A 17,901-nucleotide genomic window follows, 5' to 3' on the forward strand; every position below is an offset into this window, starting at 1 on the left:
GAACGAAATTCGGTTCGTTTCGCGCGGGACGGGGCCAGGGAGCAGATGACGAAGTTCGACGAGGCGACGCAGGCGATCAGGGTCGACGCGACCACCTACGACGTCTGCCTCGATCCCGGCTACGCGATCGGCGGGCCGCTCAACGGCGGGTACCTCATGGCCGCCGTGCTGCGGGCCGTCGTCGACGCCTCCCCGTACGAGCACCCGGTGTCCACCGCCGCGCAGTTCCTGCGGGCCCCGAGGCCCGGGCCCGCCCGCGTCCGGCTGGAGCAGCTCAAGGCCGGCCGGACCGCCGCGATGACCCGGGCGACCCTGGTCCAGGACGATGTCTCCTACATCGAGACGCTGGTGACGACCGCCACCCTCGGCGACGGCCCGAGCGAGTGGATCGGCGAGCCCGCGGTCGCCATGCCTGCGGTGGAGGAGTGCTTGCCGCTGCCGTCCCCCAAGGACGAGTCGAACATGACGTTCAACGCCCAGATCGAGACCCGGTTCGACCCGCCCACGATCGGCTGGTTCACCGGCTCACCGACCGGGCGGCCGGAGTCGCGCGCGTACTTCCGCATGGCCGAGCCGCAGGACCCCGACCCCTACATCCTGGCGATGGCCGTGGACGCGCTGCCGCCGGTCGTGTTCTCCGCGGGCGCCAGGGGATGGGCGCCGACGGTCGAGCTGACCTGGCACCTGCGAGGGCTGCCCGTCCCCGGCTGGCTGAAGGTCGTCGGCCACGGACGCCTGATCAGGGACGGATGGTTCGACGAGGACGTCGAGATCTGGGACTCCGCGGGCAACCTGGTCGCCCAGTCGCGTCAGCTCGCCCGGCTCGGCCGTGGCTGAGCGGCGGGCGGGCCGCACGACGGCCGAGCGGCACGCGGGCGGTGCGACGGTGGGCGTGCGCGGGGCCCGCCGGGACGGACGGCCCGGTGAGGGATTACTCCAATGTGAGCATTCTTACCAAGAGCGATTGTCCACGGTCCCCTAATGTTGGGATCATGGTGGACATCGGGAGCGTCGCCCACGCGCCATGGGTCAGCATGATCGACGCCGTGGAAGAGCAGAGGGACGGGCACGGTCCCGCGATCGGGATCTTCGACAGCGGCGTCGGGGGCCTCACCGTCGCCCGGGCGATCATCGACCAGCTCCCGAACGAGTCGATCCTGTACGTCGCCGACACCGCGCGCCAGCCGTACGGGCCCAAGCGCATCGCCGAGGTGCGCGCGTACGCGCTGGAGGTCATGGACCACCTCGTCGAGCACGACGTGAAGATGCTGGTGATCGCCTGCAACAGCGCCAGCGCGGCCGTGCTGCGCGACGCCCGGGAGCGGTACGACGTCCCCGTGGTGGAGGTCATCCAGCCCGCGGCCCGGCGGGCCGTCCGCGCCACGAGGAACGGCCGGGTCGGCGTCATCGCCACCCGCGCGACCATCGAGTCCATGGCCTACCACGACGCCTTCGCGGCGGCCCCCGACGTGCGGCTGACCGGAGTGGCCGCCCCCCGGTTCGTGGAGTTCGTCGAGCGGGGCGAGACGATGAGCGACGAGCTGATCGAGGTCGCCCGCGAGTACCTCCGGCCGGTGGTCGACGACGGCTGTGACACGCTGATCCTCGGCTGCACCCACTACCCGCTGCTGACCGGCGCGATCTCCTACGTGGCCGGCAACGGCGTCACACTCGTGTCCAGCGCGGACGAGACGGCCAAGGACGTCTACCGTGTCCTGCACGACCGCGGCCTCGCGGCGCGGAGCGGGACGCCCCGGCACAGGTTCCGCGCGACGGGCGACGGCGCCATGTTCGCCCACCTCGGACGGCGGTTCCTCGGACCGGAGATCGTCGACGTCGAGCGCGCGCTGGTGGGCGACATCTCCGGTGAAGGGGCGCTCGCCGCGCCCAACTGAGACCACACGCGCCCCGATGGGACGGGGCGCGGACGGCGGGCGGGGCCGGCAGGGCCCCGCCCGGCGCCCGCCGTGCCGGGTGCGGCGCCCGCCGTGCCGGGACACCCTGGGCCGGGACCCCCGTGCCGGGGCGCGCGAACGAACAGTGCTGACCGCGTCGCGTCAGTGTGACAAGGCGCTACCGCGCCGAGTGAGGAGGCCGCCGTGAGATTGACGATCGTGGGCTGTTCCGGGAGCTTCCCCGGCCCTGACAGTCCCGCGTCCTGCTACCTGCTGGAGGCCGAGGGGTTCCGCCTGCTCCTGGACTTCGGCAACGGCTCCCTGGGAGCCCTGCAACGCCACATCGGCCTGTACGACGTGGACGCCATCTGCCTGTCGCACCTGCACGCCGACCACTGCCTGGACATGTGCTCCTACCACGTCGTGCGGACCTACGCGCCGTCGGGCCCGCTGCCGCGCGTCCCCGTCCACGCCCCGAAGGACGCCCCGCGCCGCCTGGGCGCCGCCTACGGCATGGACGACGAGCCGGGACTGGAGACCGCCTTCGACTTCTCGGCGCTCGCGCCCGGCACGTTTCCCGTGGGGCCGTTCGAGGTGACGGCCGCCCAGATGAACCACCCCGTCGAGACCTACGGCTTCCGCGTCGCGCACGGCGGCCACGCGGTCGCCTACTCGGCCGACACCGGGGAGTCCGCCGAGCTGGTCGAGCTCGCCGCCGGGGCCGACGTGCTGCTGTGCGAGGCGTCGTTCCTCGACCGGCCCGGCAACCCGGAGGGCCTGCACATGAACGGCCGCCAGGCCGCCGAGCACGCCGCCCGCGCCGGCGCCGGCACGCTCGTTCTCACCCATCTGGTGCCCTGGAACGACCCGGAGCAGATCCTGCGGGACGCCGGGCGCGGAGGGTTCGAGGGGCAGGTGGAACTCGCGCGGAGCGGGGCCGTGTATGACCTAAGGTGAGCCCATGGCACGTGATGATGGACGCAGTCCCGACCAGCTCCGGCCGGTCACGATCACCCGCGACTGGCTCGCCCACGCCGAGGGCTCGGTCCTGGTGGAGTTCGGCGGCACCCGAGTGCTGTGCGCCGCCACGGTGCAGGACAACGTGCCGCGGTGGCGCAGGGGCAGCGGTCTCGGCTGGATCACCGCCGAGTACGCCATGCTGCCCCGCTCGACCAACACCCGCAGCGACCGCGAGTCGGTGCGCGGCAAGATCGGCGGCCGCACCCACGAGATCTCACGGCTGATCGGCCGCTCGCTGCGCGCCTGCGTCGACTACAAGGCCCTCGGCGAGAACACCATCGTGCTCGACTGCGACGTGCTGCAGGCCGACGGCGGCACGCGCACAGCCGCCATCACCGGGGCCTACGTCGCCCTCGCCGACGCCATCGCCTGGATGCGCAAGCGCAAGATGTGCCCCGGCGACCCGCTGGTCAACTCCGTCGCCGCCGTCTCGGTCGGCATCGTCGGCGCCACCCCGCTGCTCGACCTGTGCTACACCGAGGACGTCGCCGCCGAGACCGACATGAACGTCGTCATGACCGGTTCGGGGGAGTTCGTCGAGGTCCAGGGCACCGCCGAGGGCATCCCCTTCGACCGCTCCACCCTCGACTCCCTGCTCGACCTGGCCGGCGCGGGCTGCGCCGAGCTCACCGCCCTCCAGCGCCGGGTCCTGTCGTGAGCGTGGTGCGCACGGTGGTCCTGGCCACCCGCAACGAGGGCAAGATCGTCGAGCTGCGGCGCATCCTCGCCGACGCCGACGAGAAGATCGAGCTGATCGGGCTCGAGCGGTTCCCCGAGATCGGCGAGATCGCCGAGACCGGGCTCACGTTCGCCGAGAACGCCCTGATCAAGGCGCACGCCGTCGCCTCGGCGAGCGGGCTGCCCGCCATCGCCGACGACTCCGGGCTGTGCGTCGACGCGCTCAACGGCATGCCCGGGGTGTTCTCCGCCCGCTGGTCGGGCTCCCACGGCGACGACGCCGCCAACCTGCGGCTGCTGCTCGCCCAGGTGTCGGACGTGCCGGACGGCCGCAGGGGCGCCCACTTCGCCTGCGCGGCGGCGCTCGCCCTGCCCGGCGGCGACGAACGCGTCGTCGAGGGCACGCTCGCCGGCACGCTGATCCGCTCCCCGCGCGGGTCCAACGGGTTCGGGTACGACCCGATCTTCGTCCCCGATGGCGAGGACCGCACGACCGCCGAGTTGTCCCCGGCCGACAAGGACGCCGTCAGCCACCGGGGCCGGGCCTTCCGCGCCCTGGTGCCCGTCCTGCACGAGCTGCTCGCGGGCAAGGCCCCGTGACCACTCGCGGGGAAGGCCCCGTAACCGGGGCGTAAGATCCGGGCGACCGGTTCAGGCGTAGCGTTCGTCCTGTGAACCTCAACCAGACGCGCCCGCGCGGGCAGGCATGGGCGGCGGCGCTCATCGGCCTCGTGGCGGGCGCGGTGGCCCTGGGCATCGGCCAGCTCGCCGCCGGGCTGCTCGACCCGAAGGCGTCTCCGGTCATCGCGGTCGGCGACGCGGCCGTCGACCGCACGCCGGCCGCGCTGAAGGAATGGGCCATCCGCACCTTCGGCGCCAGCGACAAGTTCGTCCTCATTTCCGGCATCGTGGTGGTGCTCGCCCTCGTCGCCGCCGGTCTCGGCCTGCTGGCCCGCCGTCGCGCGGGGTACGCCACGGCCGGACTGCTGGCCTTCGGCGTGGTCGGCGCGGTCGCCGCGGTCACCAGGCCCGACGGCGCGGTGCTCGACGTGCTGCCCTCGGCGGCCGGCGCGGCGGCCGGGGCCTGGGCGCTGCGCATCCTGGTCCGGCGGGCGTGGCCCGACGCCGAACCGGGGTACGGCTTCCCGCGCTACGACGACCCCGCCGCCCCCTCGGGCGCGGCCACGATCCGGGAGCGGGACCCGCAGGACCTCCACGGGGGCGAGGACCTGCGTGACTCTTCCGCGGCCGGTTCTCCGGCGGGCGCTTCCTCGGCCACCGGTTCCGCCTGGGCCGGTGGCTCGGCCACCGGTTCCGGCGGGGCCGGTCGCTCCGCCACGGGTTCCTCCGCGACCGGTGCCGGGGTCGGCGGTGCGCCGGCGGCGTCCGGCGCGGCCATGGAGCCGGGGGAGCCGCAGGACGCCGAAGCGCGGCCGGCCGGGCGTCCCGCCGTCATGCGGGGAACCGCCGAGGAGCCCGAGTTCGACCGGCGCGCCCTGCTCGGCGGGGTCGCCGCGGGCGTCGTGGTGGCCGGGGCGGGCGGGCTGATCGGACGCGCCCTCGGCGGCCGGCTCGACGTCTCCACCGAACGCGCCAAGCTCGCCCTGCCCAGGGCGGCGACGCCGGCCAAGCCGCTCCCCTCCGGAGTGGACTTCCGCCTGGACGGCCTGTCGCCCTTCACGACGCCCAACCGCGACTTCTACCGCGTCGACACGGCTCTGGTCGTCCCGCAGGTGGACCCGAAGACGTGGACGCTGAAGATCCACGGCATGGTGGACCGGCCCGTCGAGATCACCTTCGCCGACCTGCTCAAGCGGCCCCTCATGGAGGCCGACGTCACGCTGACCTGCGTGTCCAACGACGTGGGGGACAACTACGTCGGCAACGCGCGCTGGCTCGGCGCCCGCCTGGCCGACGTGCTGCGCGACGCCGGCATCCGCTCCGGGGCCGACATGCTGCTGTCCACCTCCTCCGACGGCTGGACCTGCGGCACGCCGGTGGACATCGTGATGGACGGCCGGGACGCGCTGCTCGCCGTCGCGATGAACGGCGAGGCGCTCCCGGTCTCCCACGGCTTCCCGGTGCGCCAGGTCGTCCCCGGACTGTACGGCTATGTCTCGGCCACCAAGTGGGTCACCGACATCAAGGTGACCCGCTTCGACCAGGACGAGGCGTACTGGACGCCGCGCGGCTGGGCGCCCAAGGGCCCGATCAAGACCGAGTCGCGCATCGACCTGCCGCGGGGCGGGTCCACGATCCCCGCCGGCCGCACGGCCATCGCCGGCGTGGCCTGGGCGCAGCACCGGGGCGTCGACGCCGTCGAGGTCCGCGTGGACAAGGGGACGTGGCGGCAGGCGCGGCTGGCCGCGGTGCCCGGCCCGGACACCTGGCGGCAGTGGGTGGTGGACGACTGGGACGCCACCCCCGGCAAGCACACCATCGAGGTGCGCGCCACCGACGCCACCGGCCGGACCCAGACCGCCGACTACGCCCCGCCCGCCCCCGACGGTGCCACCGGCTGGCACTCCATCCTCGTCGTCGTCAAGTGAGACCCATCCGGAATCCGGGCGCGGCGGGATCGGTGAGCAGGATCTGGCGTCAGCAGGGACCGGCGACCACGTCTCTGGAGAAGGACGACGATCCGGCGCCGCGCTCGGACCACGGGCCGGTGAGGAGGAGATGTCAGGAGCCGCCCGGGGCGACCAGGCCGGATTCGTAGGCGAGGACCACGAGTTGGGCACGGTCGCGGGCGTGGAGCTTCGCCATGGCCCGGTTGATATGGGTTTTCGCGGTCATCGGGCTGATCACCATGCGGTCGGCGATCTGGTCGTTGGACAGCCCCTGCGCTACCAGAGCGACGGCCTCGCGTTCGCGGTTGGTCAGCTCTTCCAGCCCCGTGCCGGTGCCGGTGTTGATCGGCTGGGTGAGGTATCTCTTGATGAGCATGCGGGTGATCGAGGGCGCGAGCAGCGCGTCGCCACGCGCGGCGACGCGTACGGCGTGCAGGAAGTCTTCCGGCACGACGTCTTTGACGAGAAACCCGGCCGCGCCGGCACGCAGGGCTTTGAAGACGTGTTCGTCCAAGCCGTAGTTGGTCAGGATGACGACGTGCACCCCGGCCAGAGCCGGGTCCGCGGCGATGCGCCGGGTCGCCTCGATGCCGTCGACGAGCGGCATCTGGATGTCGATGAGCGCGACATCGGGCAGATGTTCCTTGGCCAGAGCCAGGCCCTCCATCCCGTCGCCGGCCTCGGCCACCACCTCGATGTCGTCTTCGAGGTCGAGGAGCGCGCGGAATCCGCTGCGCAGGAGCGGCTGGTCGTCGACCAGCAGGACACGGATCAAGGCGTCCGATCCACGGGGAGTTCCGCCTGGACGGTGAAGCCGCCCTCACCGCGCGGCTCCGCGCGCAGGCGGCCCCCGAGGGCGGTGACACGTTCGCGCATCCCGAGCAGCCCGACACCGGGCACCGGCGCGGTGTCCGGTGTGGCCTTGCCGTCGTCTTCGACGCGTATCTCCAGGGCGCCTGGGCGGTAGTGGACCCGGACCGACGCGGTGGCGGCCGCGGCATGCCGGACGATGTTGGTGAGCGACTCCTGAACGATCCGGTAGACGGTCCGGTCCACCGCGGCCGGCAGACCGTGCCGTCGCCCTTCGATCGTCAGCGTCGCGTCCAGGCCGCTCCTCCGGGCCCGTTCCACCAGCTCCTCAACGTGGTCGAGCCCACGCGGCGGGGTCGTGTCGTCGTCGCGCAGCGCTTCCAGGGTCGCGCGCAGCTCCCGGGTCGCCTCACGCCCGGCCTCCTGGATCGCCAGCAGGGCCTCCGGCACCTGTTCGCCCCGCCTCCGGGCCACATGGACGGCGACCTCGGCCTGCACCTTGATGACCGAGATCTGGTGGGTGAGCGAATCGTGCAGCTCCCGCGCGATGTGCAACCGCTCCTCGTCGGCGCGGCGTCGCGCGGTCTCCTCCCGGGTGCGCTCCGCTTCCTCCGCCCGCCGCTCGGCCTGTCGCAGCGCCTCACCCGCGGCGCCTGCCGCGACCAGCCAGGCCAGCTCAAGAGCGCCCCGGGCCTGCGCGAACGCCTCGCCCGTGTCGTGCAGGCCCGAGGCCAGGGCCGCGATGGGCAGCGCGGCCAGCATGGTCACGCTCGCCGCCACGGTGATGACGCGGTGTCCCGCCCGTACGGCGGCGTACACCGCGAACAGGTACGCGACGGCGGGTACGTCGAATCCGGCCGCCTGGTAACCCACCGCGCACAGCCCGGTGACGGCCAGGACCGGAACCGGAGCCCGGCGGCGCACGGCCAGCACGAGCCCGCCGACCCCCAGCAGCCCGTATCCGAGCAGGTCGAGGTAGGCGGCGGAGCCCTGCCCTGACAGCCCGGTGACCAGCAGCGCCGCCGTCACGCCGACGGCGACCACCCAGTCCGTGACACCGGCCCGTCCTGTGCTCATGGGCGCACCCTAGCCGGACGTCCGCGTGGGCGAGTCCTGCACCGGGATGATCGACCGGCTACCGCAGGCGCGGTACCTTCACGGCTCCTGCGACATCCGCTGTAGCCGGCTGCGGCATCGGCGGCAGCGCGGATCGCCATCGTCCGCTGGACGACCGGCGGTAGGTCCGGCGGACATGATCGGGCGACGTCCAGTCGCAGGAGAAGGAGCACCTCATGTCAGTCCGATTCGTGCTTGCCGCCGCCGCGGCCGCGCTGCTGTCGGGGTTCGGGCTCGCCACACCGGCGGCCGCGCACGTCTTGGCCCAGCCGGACCCCGTCAGTGCCTACGCCTTGACCGCCGGGCGTCTCTGGTCCGTCGTGGGTGCGCTGCTGGGGCTGGCGGGCGTGGTCATCGGCGGGCTGGCTCTGGCCCGCTCCGCCGGTCGTATCGGCAGCGGCGACGGGAGGAGAGGGGCCATCGTGGCCCTGATGGCGGGGCTGGGGGGCGCGGTCATCGGCGGGCTGGTCGTGGCCGCCGCCAAGGGTGGTCCCGGCACCGGCTACGGAATAGTCGGGGGCTACGTGGCTCTGGTGGTGGGACTGATCGCCATGCTCCTCGGCGGGCTCGCTCTGACCCGCTCCCGCCGCACCACTCGCCGACCGACCGGCTGACCGCGTGGCCTCACGTAATGCCGACACGTAATGCCGACACGTAATGGAGGAGCGACATGCTGACCGTGATCGGCGCGGGGTTTCCGCGCACCGGCACGAGCTCGATGAAGGCGGCACTGCAACGGCTGGCCCTCGGGCCCTGCCATCACATGTTCGACGTCATGACGAACCCCGGCCTCACCCAGAAGTGGGCCGCCCTGGCCACCGGCGACACGGCGGACTGGGAGCACCTGTTCGAGGGGTTCCGGTCGGCGGTGGACTGGCCGGCCTCGCACTTCTGGCGTGAGCTGGCGGCGACGTACCCGGCGGCCAAGGTGATTCTCACGGTCCGCGACCCGCACGCCTGGTACGCGAGCATGCAGACGCTCATCGCCAACGGCCCGGCACGGCAGCTGTCGGAGAACATGCCGCCGGAGGCCGCCGACCTGTACAGGTCCATGGTGACCATGAGCCCGCTGCTCGACCGCATGGTGCGGGAGGCGTTGGACAGCGACCGGCCCTTCCGTGAGGGCCTGCCCGACGAGAAGGCCGCCATCGCGGCGTTCGAGCGGCACACGGCCACGGTGAAGGAGAGCCTGCCGCCGGAGCGGCTGCTGGTGTTCGACGTGCGCGAGGGGTGGGAGCCGCTCTGCCGGTTCCTGGGCGTGGACGTCCCCGCCGGCGAGCCGTTCCCGCATCTGAACGACGGCAAGTCGATGCGGGAGGCACTGGAGAGGGTGTTGTCAGGGGGCGGCATCGTGTCGCCGTTCGCCCCGAAGGACTGAACCCTCCCCCACACGGGTGATCGCGCTGATTATCCGCTTTCCTTCGCCTTTCCCGCGCCGCCCGGCCCGGCGTGTGATCCCAGGTGAATGCCGCAATCGGCACGCCGGGTCCGCGCGGCGCCCCTACGATCGGCCTCTGACCGGGTCGGTGCGGAACTTGGGGGAGCACAATGACCGGAACCAGTCACGGGGGTCAGTCGCGCGCGGGGGCGTCGCGGCGCAGGCCCAGCGACGGCCACGACGCCCCGGGGCCCCCTGGGCCGCCGGGACTAGCGGGACCATCGGAGCTACCGGGCCTACCGGGACTATCGGAGCTACCGGGGCTACGGCCGTGGCCGCCGATGGCCTCGGAGCCGCCGCTGGCCTCGGAGGCGGGGAGGTCCGTGGGGACGCGGGTCGCCGAGGTGGGGTACAACCCTGTCGTCACCTCCGACGGCGTCCGCTGGCGTGACTACGAGCTGGCCGCGGAGATCCCCGCGGACGAATGGCGGCCGTCGTCGGCCGATCCGCTCACCACCCGGCAGGAGCCCGTTCCGGCGGTTCTCCGGGGCTACGAGATGGCTCCTTCGCCGGGGCAGATCCAGATCCCTGGCCTGGCCCGCGCCCCGGAGGGCCCACCGGAGAGCCGGACGCCTGATGGCCATGTCTCGCCGTGGGAAACGCCGCAGGCCCGAGCGCCGGGCGAACGGCCGCCGGCCCATGCGAGCGGAGCGGGGAGCACCACGCCGCTGGACACCGACGGGTTCCGGCGGCAGCCCCGCGAGACCGCTCCGGTCCCCGCGCCGGACACCGCTCTCTGGCAGGACGGGTTCACCCTCCCACCATGGAAACCCGCCTCCCCTCCGCAGCCTGCACCCGCCCAGCCCCTGTCGGCGCAGCCTGTGTCCGCCCAGTCGGTGTCGGCGCAGTCCATGTCCGCCCAGCCCGTGTCAGCGCAGCCTGCACCCGCCCAGCCCCTGTCGGCGCAGTCCATGTCCGCCCAGTCGGTGTCGGCGCAGCCTGTGTCCGCCCAGCCCGTGTCAGCGCAGCCTGTGTCCACCCAGCCTGTGTCAGCGCAGGCCGTGTCGGCGCAGTCTGTGTCCGCGTCGTTCATGTCCGCGCAGGGCGCGCCCGCGCGACTCGGGCCCGCGTCCGGTCGTCACCACCTCGTTTCCACGCAGGACGCTCCGGCTCGCGGACGCCGCCACCCGGAGCGCGCCGGGCACGGCCCGGCCCACGTTCGACGCGAGTCCGCGTATGAGCAAGGGGCGTCCGCTCATGGTGGTCCAGGCGGGGCGAGCGGCGATCCTGATGTGCCGGGCGGTCCACGTGTGTCCGGCGGTCCCGGTGTGTCGGTCGGCGGTCCCGTTGTGTCGGGCGGGCATCCGGGTGTGCTGTGCAGCGGTCCCGCTTCGCTGGGCGGTGGTCCCGGTGTGCTGGGCGGGCATCCGGGCGTGCTGGGCGGCGATCAGGAGGTGCTGGGCGGGGGTCTCGGTGATGGGGGGTGGCCGGGGGTGGTGGCGGGCGACTGGTTCGACGGTCCCGGCCGTCCGCCCCGGCTCGACCTCGCGCGCCCGTACGGCACGTCGGGCGGGCTGGCCTGGCCCGATCCGCAGGTGCAGCGCGACCTGTGCCAGGCGGTGCCCGAGGGGGCGCGCTTCGCCGACCCGCGCGGCACGTGGATCCGTCTGATCAACGGCGAGGGCCCGTCCGACGATCCCTTCCGGGCGACGAACTCGCTCGACTGCGCGCTCGCGGTGATCTCCACCTGGCACGGCGAGCCGGTGGTGGCCGCGCCGCGGCAGCCGGAGTACGACCGCCTGGGCCGGCCCTCGCTCGGCGGCGAGCCCGGCGGCGTGGCCCGCGCCGAGCGCTGGCTCGGGCACCGCTTCGAGTACGTCGGGCAGGGCCGCCGCGCGTACGCCCTGGTCGCCGAGCGGCTGGGCGCCGGCGGCCATGGTGCGGCGGCCGTGCTGGTCACCCGCTGGCCCTCCGGGGGCAACCACGCGTGGAACGCCGTCAACGCCGCGGGGGAGGTCGTGTGGGTGGACGCCCAGCGCGGGCACACCTCCGTGGATCCACCGCCCGGCCCGGTGGCCGGGGTGTTCTGCGTGGCGCTCGACCGGCGGGGGAGGCGGTTGTGAGCGGGCACGGGATGTCGGCGGAGCAGGCGCGGGTGGTGGCCGAGGAGTACTTCAACGGCCCGCTGCCGGCCGAGCGGGCCACGGAGGTCGGGCTCTACGCCTTCGACGAGGGGTACGTCGCCTGGCCGAGGCCGTCCGAGCCGCAGGATCCGAGCGCGCTGCCGGCGATCGTGGGCGGCGGGTGCGTGGTCATCGACCGCGCCACCGGCGAGGTGTCCATCCGCCCCCTGCTCACTCCGGAGGCCGTCGCCGAACAATGGTCGGGACGCCGCCCCCGGTAGGCCCGGCGCCGCCGGTACGCGGCCGGGCCCACCTGGCGGCAGGCACGGCCGCAGGGGCTCGGCCGTGGGGAGTCGGCCCGACCTGGCGGCGGGCTCGGTCGCGGGGGCTCGGCCCGATCCGGCGGCGGGCTCTGCCTCGGGGGCTCGGCCCGACCTGGCGGCGGGCCCGGGCGCAGGGGCTCGGCCCGCGCACGTGACTCGCGGGGGTGGGCTCGCCCGCGGGTGGGCCCGGTTCGCGCGGGTGGCCGGCGCTGTCCGGGGCCACCCGCGGCCTGGCCGGGTTCAGTCGGCGGCGAGGGAGCCGACGATGGAGGCGCGGGCGGCGCGGCGGCCCGGCAGGACCGCCGCCAGCACGCCCGCCGCGCCCGACAGCAGGACGAACAGCAGCACCTGGGTGACCGGGACCCGGAACAGCACGCCCTCCATCAGGGTCCGCGAGGCGGCCCAGCCGTACGCGACGCCGAGCACCGCCCCCACCAGGGCCCCGATGAGGCCGAGGATCAACGCCTCGACCGACAGCATCCGGCGCAGTTGCGCCCGGGTCAGCCCGAGGGCGCGCAGCAGTGCCGACTCGCGGGTGCGTTCGTGCACCGACAGGCTGAGGGTGTTGGCGATGCCGAGCAGCGAAATCAGGACCGCCAGGCCCAGCAGCCCACTGATGATCATCAGGGCCATGTCGAGCGCCTCGTCGAACTGCCCGCGGGCTTCGGTGGCGCTGAGCACCCTGGCCGTCGGGTACGGCTCGGTCGCGGCCTCGACGGCGCGCCGGGAGACGTCGGGGGTCACGCCGTCCTTGACGTTGACGATCAGCCGGCTGTCGCCGAGCGGGCCGAAGTACCGGTCGAACTCGGTGTCGGGCACGGTGACGGCCGGCAGCGGGGTCGACTCCGGGTCGAACAGGCCGAGCACCTTCAGCCGTACGGCCCCCGCCTTGGGCGTCCTGACCGTGATCGAGCCGCCCGGCCCGGTGCCGAGCCGCTTGGCCAGGTCGTCGGCGATCACCGCCGAGCCCGGGGCGAAGCCCCGCATGGAGCCCGCGCTGAGCGACGGCTGGTACGGGCCGCTGAACGCGCCCACGTCGTTCGTGCGCCCGGTGTCGCCGATCCGGGCTGCCGCCTGCCGGAACTCGACGGTCGAGGCGAGCTCGGGCCGGGCGCGCAGGCCCTCGGCGAGCGCGCGGGGGAGCGCCGCGTCGGCATTCGAGGTCAGGTCCTCCTGCGGCGAGATCATGTAGTCGATGGGGAACTGGTCGTCCAGCTTGGCCGTGTACGTGGCGCGCGTGGTGGCGGTGATGACCGAGATGAGCGTCATGAGCGTCACCCCGATGGTCAGCGCGACCGTCGTGGTGGCCGAGCGCTTGGGGTTGCGCTGGGAGTTGTCCAGGGCGAGCCTGCCCGGGACGCCGAACAGCCGGGCGGGCGCCCATCCGGCCAGCGTGCTGAGCGGCCCGACCATCAGCGGGCCGAGGATGAGCACGGCGAGGAAGGTCAGCACGCCGCCGCCCATGACGATGAACAGGGCTTGCTGCCCGGGCGAGGAGATGACGCCGTAGGCGGTGACCCCGGCGCCGCCCAGCAGGAACAGCATGGCGAACACGACGCGCAAAACCCCGGTCCGGAAGGCGTGCTCGTCGCTCTGGGTGCGCAGCGCCGCGACCGGGGCGACCTTGGTGGCCGTGCGCGCGGGCAGCAGCGCGGCCCCGACGGTGACGACCAGGCCGACGGCGAGGGCGAGGGCCATGGTCCGCGGCGCGAGCGAGACGCCGCCTCCGGGCGCGTCCATGCCGAGCGTCCTGAGCAGGGCGAGCGCTCCCGCGCCGAGCCCGAGCCCGGCCAGCAGGCCGAGGGCCGACGACAGCAGGCCGACGACCGCCGACTCCAGCAGAATGGACCCGAAGACCTGGCGGCGCGTCGCCCCGATGCAGCGCAGCAGTGCCATCTCCCTGGAGCGCTGAGCCACCAGGATGTTGAAGGTGTTGTAGATCACCAGGGCGGCCACGAACATCGCGACCAGGCCGAACATCAGCAGCGCCGTGCCGATCACGTCGATGTCGGCGCCGCTGCTCTTGGCCAGCTCCTGCGCGAGCTGGTGGCCGGTGTAGAGGCGGGCGCCGTTGCCGGTCACGGCGGCCGACACGGCGTCCTTCAGTCGTTCGGGGGTGACGCCCGGTGCCGCGACGACGTCGATCTCGACGAAGCCCTTCTGGCCGGTCATCGTCTGCGCGGTCGCGGGGGCGAAGCCCACCGCGCCGGTGACGGCGAGCTGCTGGTCCACCCCGACGTCGAACAACCCGACCAGGCGGAAGGGATGCGGCCGGCCGTCGCCGTCGAGCACCCGGACGGTGTCGCCGACGGCGAACCCGCGGGTCTTCGCCGTGTTCTTGTCGATGACGACCTGGTCGGGAGCGGACGGCGCGGTGCCGGCGGTGATCTCGGTGCGGTTCAGCCGGCCGCCGACCACCGAGACGCCGGTGGTGGCGAAGTCGCCGACGGCCTTGCCGTCCTTGCCGAGCAGCGCGGCGCTGCCCTGGACCAGCCCCTGCGCCTCGGCGACGCCGGCCACGCCCTTGATCGCCGCCAGGTCGGCCGCGGTCAGCCGCGGCTGGTTCTCGCTGGTGCTGACCGGCGGGAGCACGGCCACGTCCACCTTGTCGGCCGAGGCGGCGATGCGCTGCGACAGGCCCGCCTGGATCGTGTCGGTCAGCACGAACGTCCCGGCGATGAAGCCGACCCCGAGGGTGATCGCCAGCGAGGTGAGCAGGAGCCGGAGCTTGTGCGCCAGCAGCCCGGCCAGCGTGGTGCGGAACACCTCAGCCCTCCAGCTTCATCAGGGTGTCGAGCACGTTCTGCGGCGACGGCTGCGCCAGTTCGGTCACCAGCATCCCGTCGCGCAGGAAGACCACCCGGTCGGCGTAGGAGGCGGCGACCGGGTCGTGGGTGACCATGACGATGGTCTGGTCCAGCTCGCGGACCGAGGTGCGCAGGAACGACAGCACCTCGGCGCCGCTGCGCGAGTCGAGGTTGCCGGTCGGCTCGTCCGCGAAGATGACCTGGGGCTTGCTGATCAGCGCGCGGGCGACCGCGACGCGCTGCTGCTGCCCGCCGGACAGCTCGCTCGGCCGGTGCTTGAGCCGGTCGCCGAGCCCGACCGTGCGGATCACCGCCTCGAACAGCTCCTGGTCGGCCTGGCGGCCGGCGATGTCCAGCGGCAGGCGGATGTTCTGCTCGGCGGTGAGGGTCGGCAGCAGGTTGAACGCCTGGAAGATGAAGCCGACGCGTTCGCGCCGCAGCAACGTCAGGCGCTTGTCGCTGAGCCGGGTGATGTCGACGTCGCCGATGCGCACCTCGCCGTCGGTCACGGTGTCCAGGCCGGCCAGGCAGTGCATCAGGGTGGACTTCCCGGAGCCCGACGGGCCCATGATGGCGGTGAACGCACCGGTCTCGAACCGGACGTCCACCCCGCGCAGCGCGTGCACGGCCGCGTCCCCGTGGCCGTAGACCTTGCTCACGCCACGGGCGACGACCGCGGCGGGCGCGGTCCGCAGGACGGCTTCCTCTCCGATGACGGTCACGGCTGGCTCCTCAAGCGGTAGGGGATCGATCTGCGGAGATTCCGCGAGATCAACGCTATGGCCGCCGATCTCGCCCGCCATGACCCTAGGGAAGGGACTTCGAGTAGGCCTGGAGGGGCGTCACAGACGGGCGGTGCGACCCTCGAGGTACCCGCGCCTCCCCCTTTCGGCCGACCCGCCGCCGCCGGAGGCGCACACCCACCGCACACCCGCACCGCACACCCGCACCGCACACCCGCACCGCACACCCGCACCGCATGGACGGCCGCGGCCGCCCGGCTCGCGGCAGCGGCCGGCGGTCATCGGCCAGCCGTCAGCGGTGGGCAGTCAGCGGTGAGGGGTCAGCGGTGAGCGGTCAGCGGTCGGAGGGCTTGGCCAGGGGGGTGATCAGGCCGGTCTCGTAGGCGTACACGACGGCCTGCGCGCGGTCGCGGACGCCGAGCTTGGCGAGGACCCGGCCCAGGTGGGTCTTCACCGTGGCCTCGGCCAGCGTGAGCCGCCGCGCGATCTCGGCGTTGGACAGCCCGCGCCCGACCAGCACGAGCACCTCGCGCTCGCGCGCGGTGAGCTGCCCCAGCGTCTCCGCCTGTGGCGCCGTCGCGCCCGGCAGGTGGGCGGTGAAGCGCTCCAGCAGCCGCCTGGTCGTGCTGGGCGCGACCACCGCGTCCCCGGCGTGCACCGAGTGGATAGCGCTGAGCAGATCGGACGGAGGCACGTCCTTGAGCAGGAACCCCGAGGCCCCGGCCTTGAGCGCCGCGAAGGCGTAATCGTCGAGGTCGAAGGTGGTGAGGATGAGCACTTTGGGAGGGTCCGGCATGGCGCGGATCAGCCGGGTCGCCTCCACGCCGTCCACGCGGGGCATGCGCACGTCCATCAGCACGATGTCGGCGCGCACCGTGCGCATCAGCTCGACCGCGTCGGCTCCGTCCGCGGCCTCGCCGACGATCTCGATGTCGGGCTGGGCGCCGAGGACCATGCGGAAGCCGGCGCGCACGAGCTGCTGGTCGTCGACCAAGACCACCCTGATCTGGTCGCCCGGGACGCTCACGCGGCCCGTGCCACGGGGAGTCGTGCGGTCACCTGGAACCCACCTCCGGGGCTGGGGGAAGCGTGCACGCTGCCGTCGTACATCGCGACCCGCTCGCGCATGCCGATGAGCCCGTGCCCGTCGATGCCGCGGGGCGCCGCCGCGCCCCGCCCGTCATCGGTCACCCGCAAGTGGACCTCCCGTGGACCGTACTCCATCTCGACCCGCGCGTGCGTGCCCGGTCCGCCGTGTTTGAGGGTGTTGGTCAGGGCTTCCTGGACGATGCGGTAGATGACGAGCTGGACCCCCTCCGACAGGTCGCAGGCCGTGCCGGTGACCGTGTACTCGACCGGGAGGCCGGACTGCCGGATGTGCAGCAGGAGCCCGTCCAGGTCGGCCACGCCCGGCTGCGGCGCGTACTCCTCCTCGCTCCCGTCGTCCTGCCGGAGCACGCCGACCAGGCGGCGCATCTCGGCCAGGGCCTGCCGCCCGGTGCTGGAGATCGTCCTCACGGCCCGCCGCGCCTGCTCGGGGTCGGCGTCGATGGCGTACCCCGCCCCGTCCGCCTGGACGATCATGACGCTGACGTTGTGCGCCACCACGTCGTGCAGCTCGCGGGCGATGCGGGCCCGCTCGGCCGCGGCGGCGATGCGTGCCTGCTGGTCGCGCTCGCGTTCGGCGCGCTCGGCGCGTTCCTCCAGCCCTTCCAGGTAGCGCCGCCGGGTGCTGGCGTAGATGCCGGCGATCCAGGTGGCGACCATGAACACCGACGCGGAGACCAGGGAGAACGCCGACATCGTGCCATAGCGGAGCAGCAGCAGCACGATGCCCAGCTCCACGATCGCGCCCGCCGCGAGGGACCACCGCAGCGCACAGCCGGAGACGACGCTGTACAGCGCCACCAGCACGGCGATGTTGGCGGGAAGCGGCTGGACGGGGGCGAGCCACTGGAAGAAGGACAGCAGCGCGATGATCGCGAACACCGGGACGGGGTGGCTGCGGCGCCACAGCAGCGGCACGAGCAGCGCGGCCGACATCGCCGTGTACTCGAGGTAGTTCAGACCGTGCGCGCCCGGCGGATGGGAGCCGTTGGCGATGTTGCCGGCGGCGGCCAGGCACAGCAGCAGGAGCGGCGCCACGAACAGGACATCGACCAGCTTGCCCTTGCCGGAACCCCACGCGCGCAGTCTGCCGAACACGTATGCAACTCTACGTTCGCCCACTTCACCCGCCCTTCCGCCTGGAGAGGGATCTGCTTCTACGACCCAGGTCGTACAGCCCCGGAAGGCTTACACCGGTCTTACGGGCCGTGGGGGATAGTTCTTATTGGGAGCACCCCTTCGGGGGAGTAAAGGGAGAAGTGAGATGTCGGGCTTCAAAGACGACGGGTCGCGTGGCTGGGGGGACTGTCACGCGACCCCGGGAATCCCGA

The 17,901-nt window shown here is 73.3% G+C and carries 16 protein-coding genes; 10 read left to right on the plus strand and 6 right to left on the minus strand.

The genetic code is table 11. The features are described 5' to 3' along the window. Positions 1 to 45: 45 nt before the first annotated feature. From ABZT47_RS16625 to ABZT47_RS16650, 6 genes are all read left to right on the plus strand, one after another. Positions 46 to 837: a thioesterase family protein gene (locus tag ABZT47_RS16625; RefSeq protein ID WP_354841985.1), complete on the plus strand. Its 792-nt coding sequence runs from the start codon at positions 46 to 48 to the stop codon at positions 835 to 837. Between the two features lie 197 nt (positions 838 to 1,034). Then, positions 1,035 to 1,895, plus strand: coding sequence for a glutamate racemase (gene murI / locus ABZT47_RS16630; RefSeq protein WP_354842369.1), 861 nt, complete (start codon positions 1,035 to 1,037; stop codon positions 1,893 to 1,895). Positions 1,896 to 2,099: 204 nt separating this feature from the next. Next, positions 2,100 to 2,852 carry an MBL fold metallo-hydrolase gene (locus tag ABZT47_RS16635; protein WP_354841988.1) on the plus strand — a complete coding sequence of 251 codons (753 nt, stop codon included), beginning with the start codon at positions 2,100 to 2,102 and terminating at the stop codon, positions 2,850 to 2,852. 4 nt (positions 2,853 to 2,856) lie between these two features. Continuing rightward, positions 2,857 to 3,573, plus strand: a complete 717-nt coding sequence (rph, locus tag ABZT47_RS16640; RefSeq protein ID WP_354841991.1) for a ribonuclease PH — start codon at positions 2,857 to 2,859, stop codon at positions 3,571 to 3,573. Between the two features lie 5 nt (positions 3,574 to 3,578). Further along, the gene (gene rdgB / locus ABZT47_RS16645; protein WP_354842372.1) at positions 3,579 to 4,193 is read left to right on the plus strand and encodes an RdgB/HAM1 family non-canonical purine NTP pyrophosphatase; all 615 of its coding nucleotides are present in this window, start codon (positions 3,579 to 3,581) and stop codon (positions 4,191 to 4,193) included. 71 nt (positions 4,194 to 4,264) lie between these two features. Further along, on the plus strand, positions 4,265 to 6,142 hold the full coding sequence (locus ABZT47_RS16650; protein WP_354841994.1) for a molybdopterin-dependent oxidoreductase: 1,878 nt from the start codon (positions 4,265 to 4,267) through the stop codon (positions 6,140 to 6,142). Between the two features lie 133 nt (positions 6,143 to 6,275). Here the strand turns inward: ABZT47_RS16650 and ABZT47_RS16655 are convergent, their stop codons facing one another. Beyond that, positions 6,276 to 6,938, minus strand: coding sequence for a response regulator transcription factor (locus ABZT47_RS16655; protein WP_354841996.1), 663 nt, complete (start codon positions 6,936 to 6,938; stop codon positions 6,276 to 6,278). Next, entirely contained in the window at positions 6,935 to 8,050 is a 1,116-nt protein-coding gene (locus ABZT47_RS16660; protein WP_354841998.1) for a histidine kinase, read from the minus strand. The genes ABZT47_RS16655 and ABZT47_RS16660 overlap by 4 nt, the downstream gene beginning before the upstream one ends. A gap of 215 nt (positions 8,051 to 8,265) precedes the next feature. On the opposite strand from ABZT47_RS16660, the gene ABZT47_RS16665 reads away from it, so the two are divergent. The 4 genes from ABZT47_RS16665 to ABZT47_RS16680 all read left to right on the plus strand — a co-directional run bounded on the left by ABZT47_RS16665 (position 8,266) and on the right by ABZT47_RS16680 (position 11,871). Further along, entirely contained in the window at positions 8,266 to 8,703 is a 438-nt protein-coding gene (locus ABZT47_RS16665) for a DUF6223 family protein (RefSeq protein WP_354842001.1), read from the plus strand. A 56-nt stretch (positions 8,704 to 8,759) separates the two neighbouring features. Next, positions 8,760 to 9,467, plus strand: coding sequence for a sulfotransferase family protein (locus tag ABZT47_RS16670; RefSeq protein ID WP_354842004.1), 708 nt, complete (start codon positions 8,760 to 8,762; stop codon positions 9,465 to 9,467). A gap of 1,370 nt (positions 9,468 to 10,837) precedes the next feature. Continuing rightward, positions 10,838 to 11,590 carry a toxin glutamine deamidase domain-containing protein gene (locus ABZT47_RS16675; protein ID WP_354842007.1) on the plus strand — a complete coding sequence of 251 codons (753 nt, stop codon included), beginning with the start codon at positions 10,838 to 10,840 and terminating at the stop codon, positions 11,588 to 11,590. Further along, complete coding sequence (locus ABZT47_RS16680) at positions 11,587 to 11,871, plus strand: hypothetical protein (RefSeq protein WP_354842010.1); 285 nt, start codon at positions 11,587 to 11,589, stop codon at positions 11,869 to 11,871. The genes ABZT47_RS16675 and ABZT47_RS16680 overlap by 4 nt, the downstream gene beginning before the upstream one ends. A 282-nt stretch (positions 11,872 to 12,153) precedes the next feature. Here the strand turns inward: ABZT47_RS16680 and ABZT47_RS16685 are convergent, their stop codons facing one another. From ABZT47_RS16685 to ABZT47_RS16700, 4 genes are all read right to left on the minus strand, one after another. Beyond that, a complete protein-coding gene (locus ABZT47_RS16685; RefSeq protein ID WP_354842013.1) occupies positions 12,154 to 14,679 on the minus strand; it encodes an FtsX-like permease family protein in 2,526 nt (841 codons plus the stop codon). A 1-nt stretch (position 14,680) separates the two neighbouring features. Then, positions 14,681 to 15,442 carry an ABC transporter ATP-binding protein gene (locus ABZT47_RS16690; protein WP_354842016.1) on the minus strand — a complete coding sequence of 254 codons (762 nt, stop codon included), beginning with the start codon at positions 15,440 to 15,442 and terminating at the stop codon, positions 14,681 to 14,683. A gap of 355 nt (positions 15,443 to 15,797) precedes the next feature. Continuing rightward, positions 15,798 to 16,490 (minus strand): response regulator transcription factor, encoded by a 693-nt coding sequence (locus ABZT47_RS16695; RefSeq protein WP_354842018.1) that lies wholly within the window; start codon positions 16,488 to 16,490, stop codon positions 15,798 to 15,800. After that, positions 16,487 to 17,668 (minus strand): histidine kinase, encoded by a 1,182-nt coding sequence (locus ABZT47_RS16700; protein ID WP_354842020.1) that lies wholly within the window; start codon positions 17,666 to 17,668, stop codon positions 16,487 to 16,489. The genes ABZT47_RS16695 and ABZT47_RS16700 overlap by 4 nt, the downstream gene beginning before the upstream one ends. Positions 17,669 to 17,901 lie beyond the last annotated feature (233 nt).

The sequence above is a fragment of the Sphaerisporangium sp. NPDC005289 genome (assembly GCF_040607455.1).
Lineage (GTDB): Bacteria > Actinomycetota > Actinomycetes > Streptosporangiales > Streptosporangiaceae > Sphaerisporangium > Sphaerisporangium rhizosphaerae.

Excerpts from the sequence above, each read along its gene's own strand:
- ABZT47_RS16625 (WP_354841985.1), top strand. The coding sequence starts at position 46 with ATGACGAAGTTCGACGAGGCGACGCAGGCGATCAGGGTCGACGCGACC.
- murI (WP_354842369.1), top strand. The coding sequence starts at position 1,035 with ATGATCGACGCCGTGGAAGAGCAGAGGGACGGGCACGGTCCCGCGATC.
- rph (WP_354841991.1), top strand. The coding sequence starts at position 2,857 with ATGGCACGTGATGATGGACGCAGTCCCGACCAGCTCCGGCCGGTCACG.
- ABZT47_RS16660 (WP_354841998.1), bottom strand. The coding sequence starts at position 8,050 with ATGAGCACAGGACGGGCCGGTGTCACGGACTGGGTGGTCGCCGTCGGC.
- ABZT47_RS16665 (WP_354842001.1), top strand. The coding sequence starts at position 8,266 with ATGTCAGTCCGATTCGTGCTTGCCGCCGCCGCGGCCGCGCTGCTGTCG.
- ABZT47_RS16670 (WP_354842004.1), top strand. The coding sequence starts at position 8,760 with ATGCTGACCGTGATCGGCGCGGGGTTTCCGCGCACCGGCACGAGCTCG.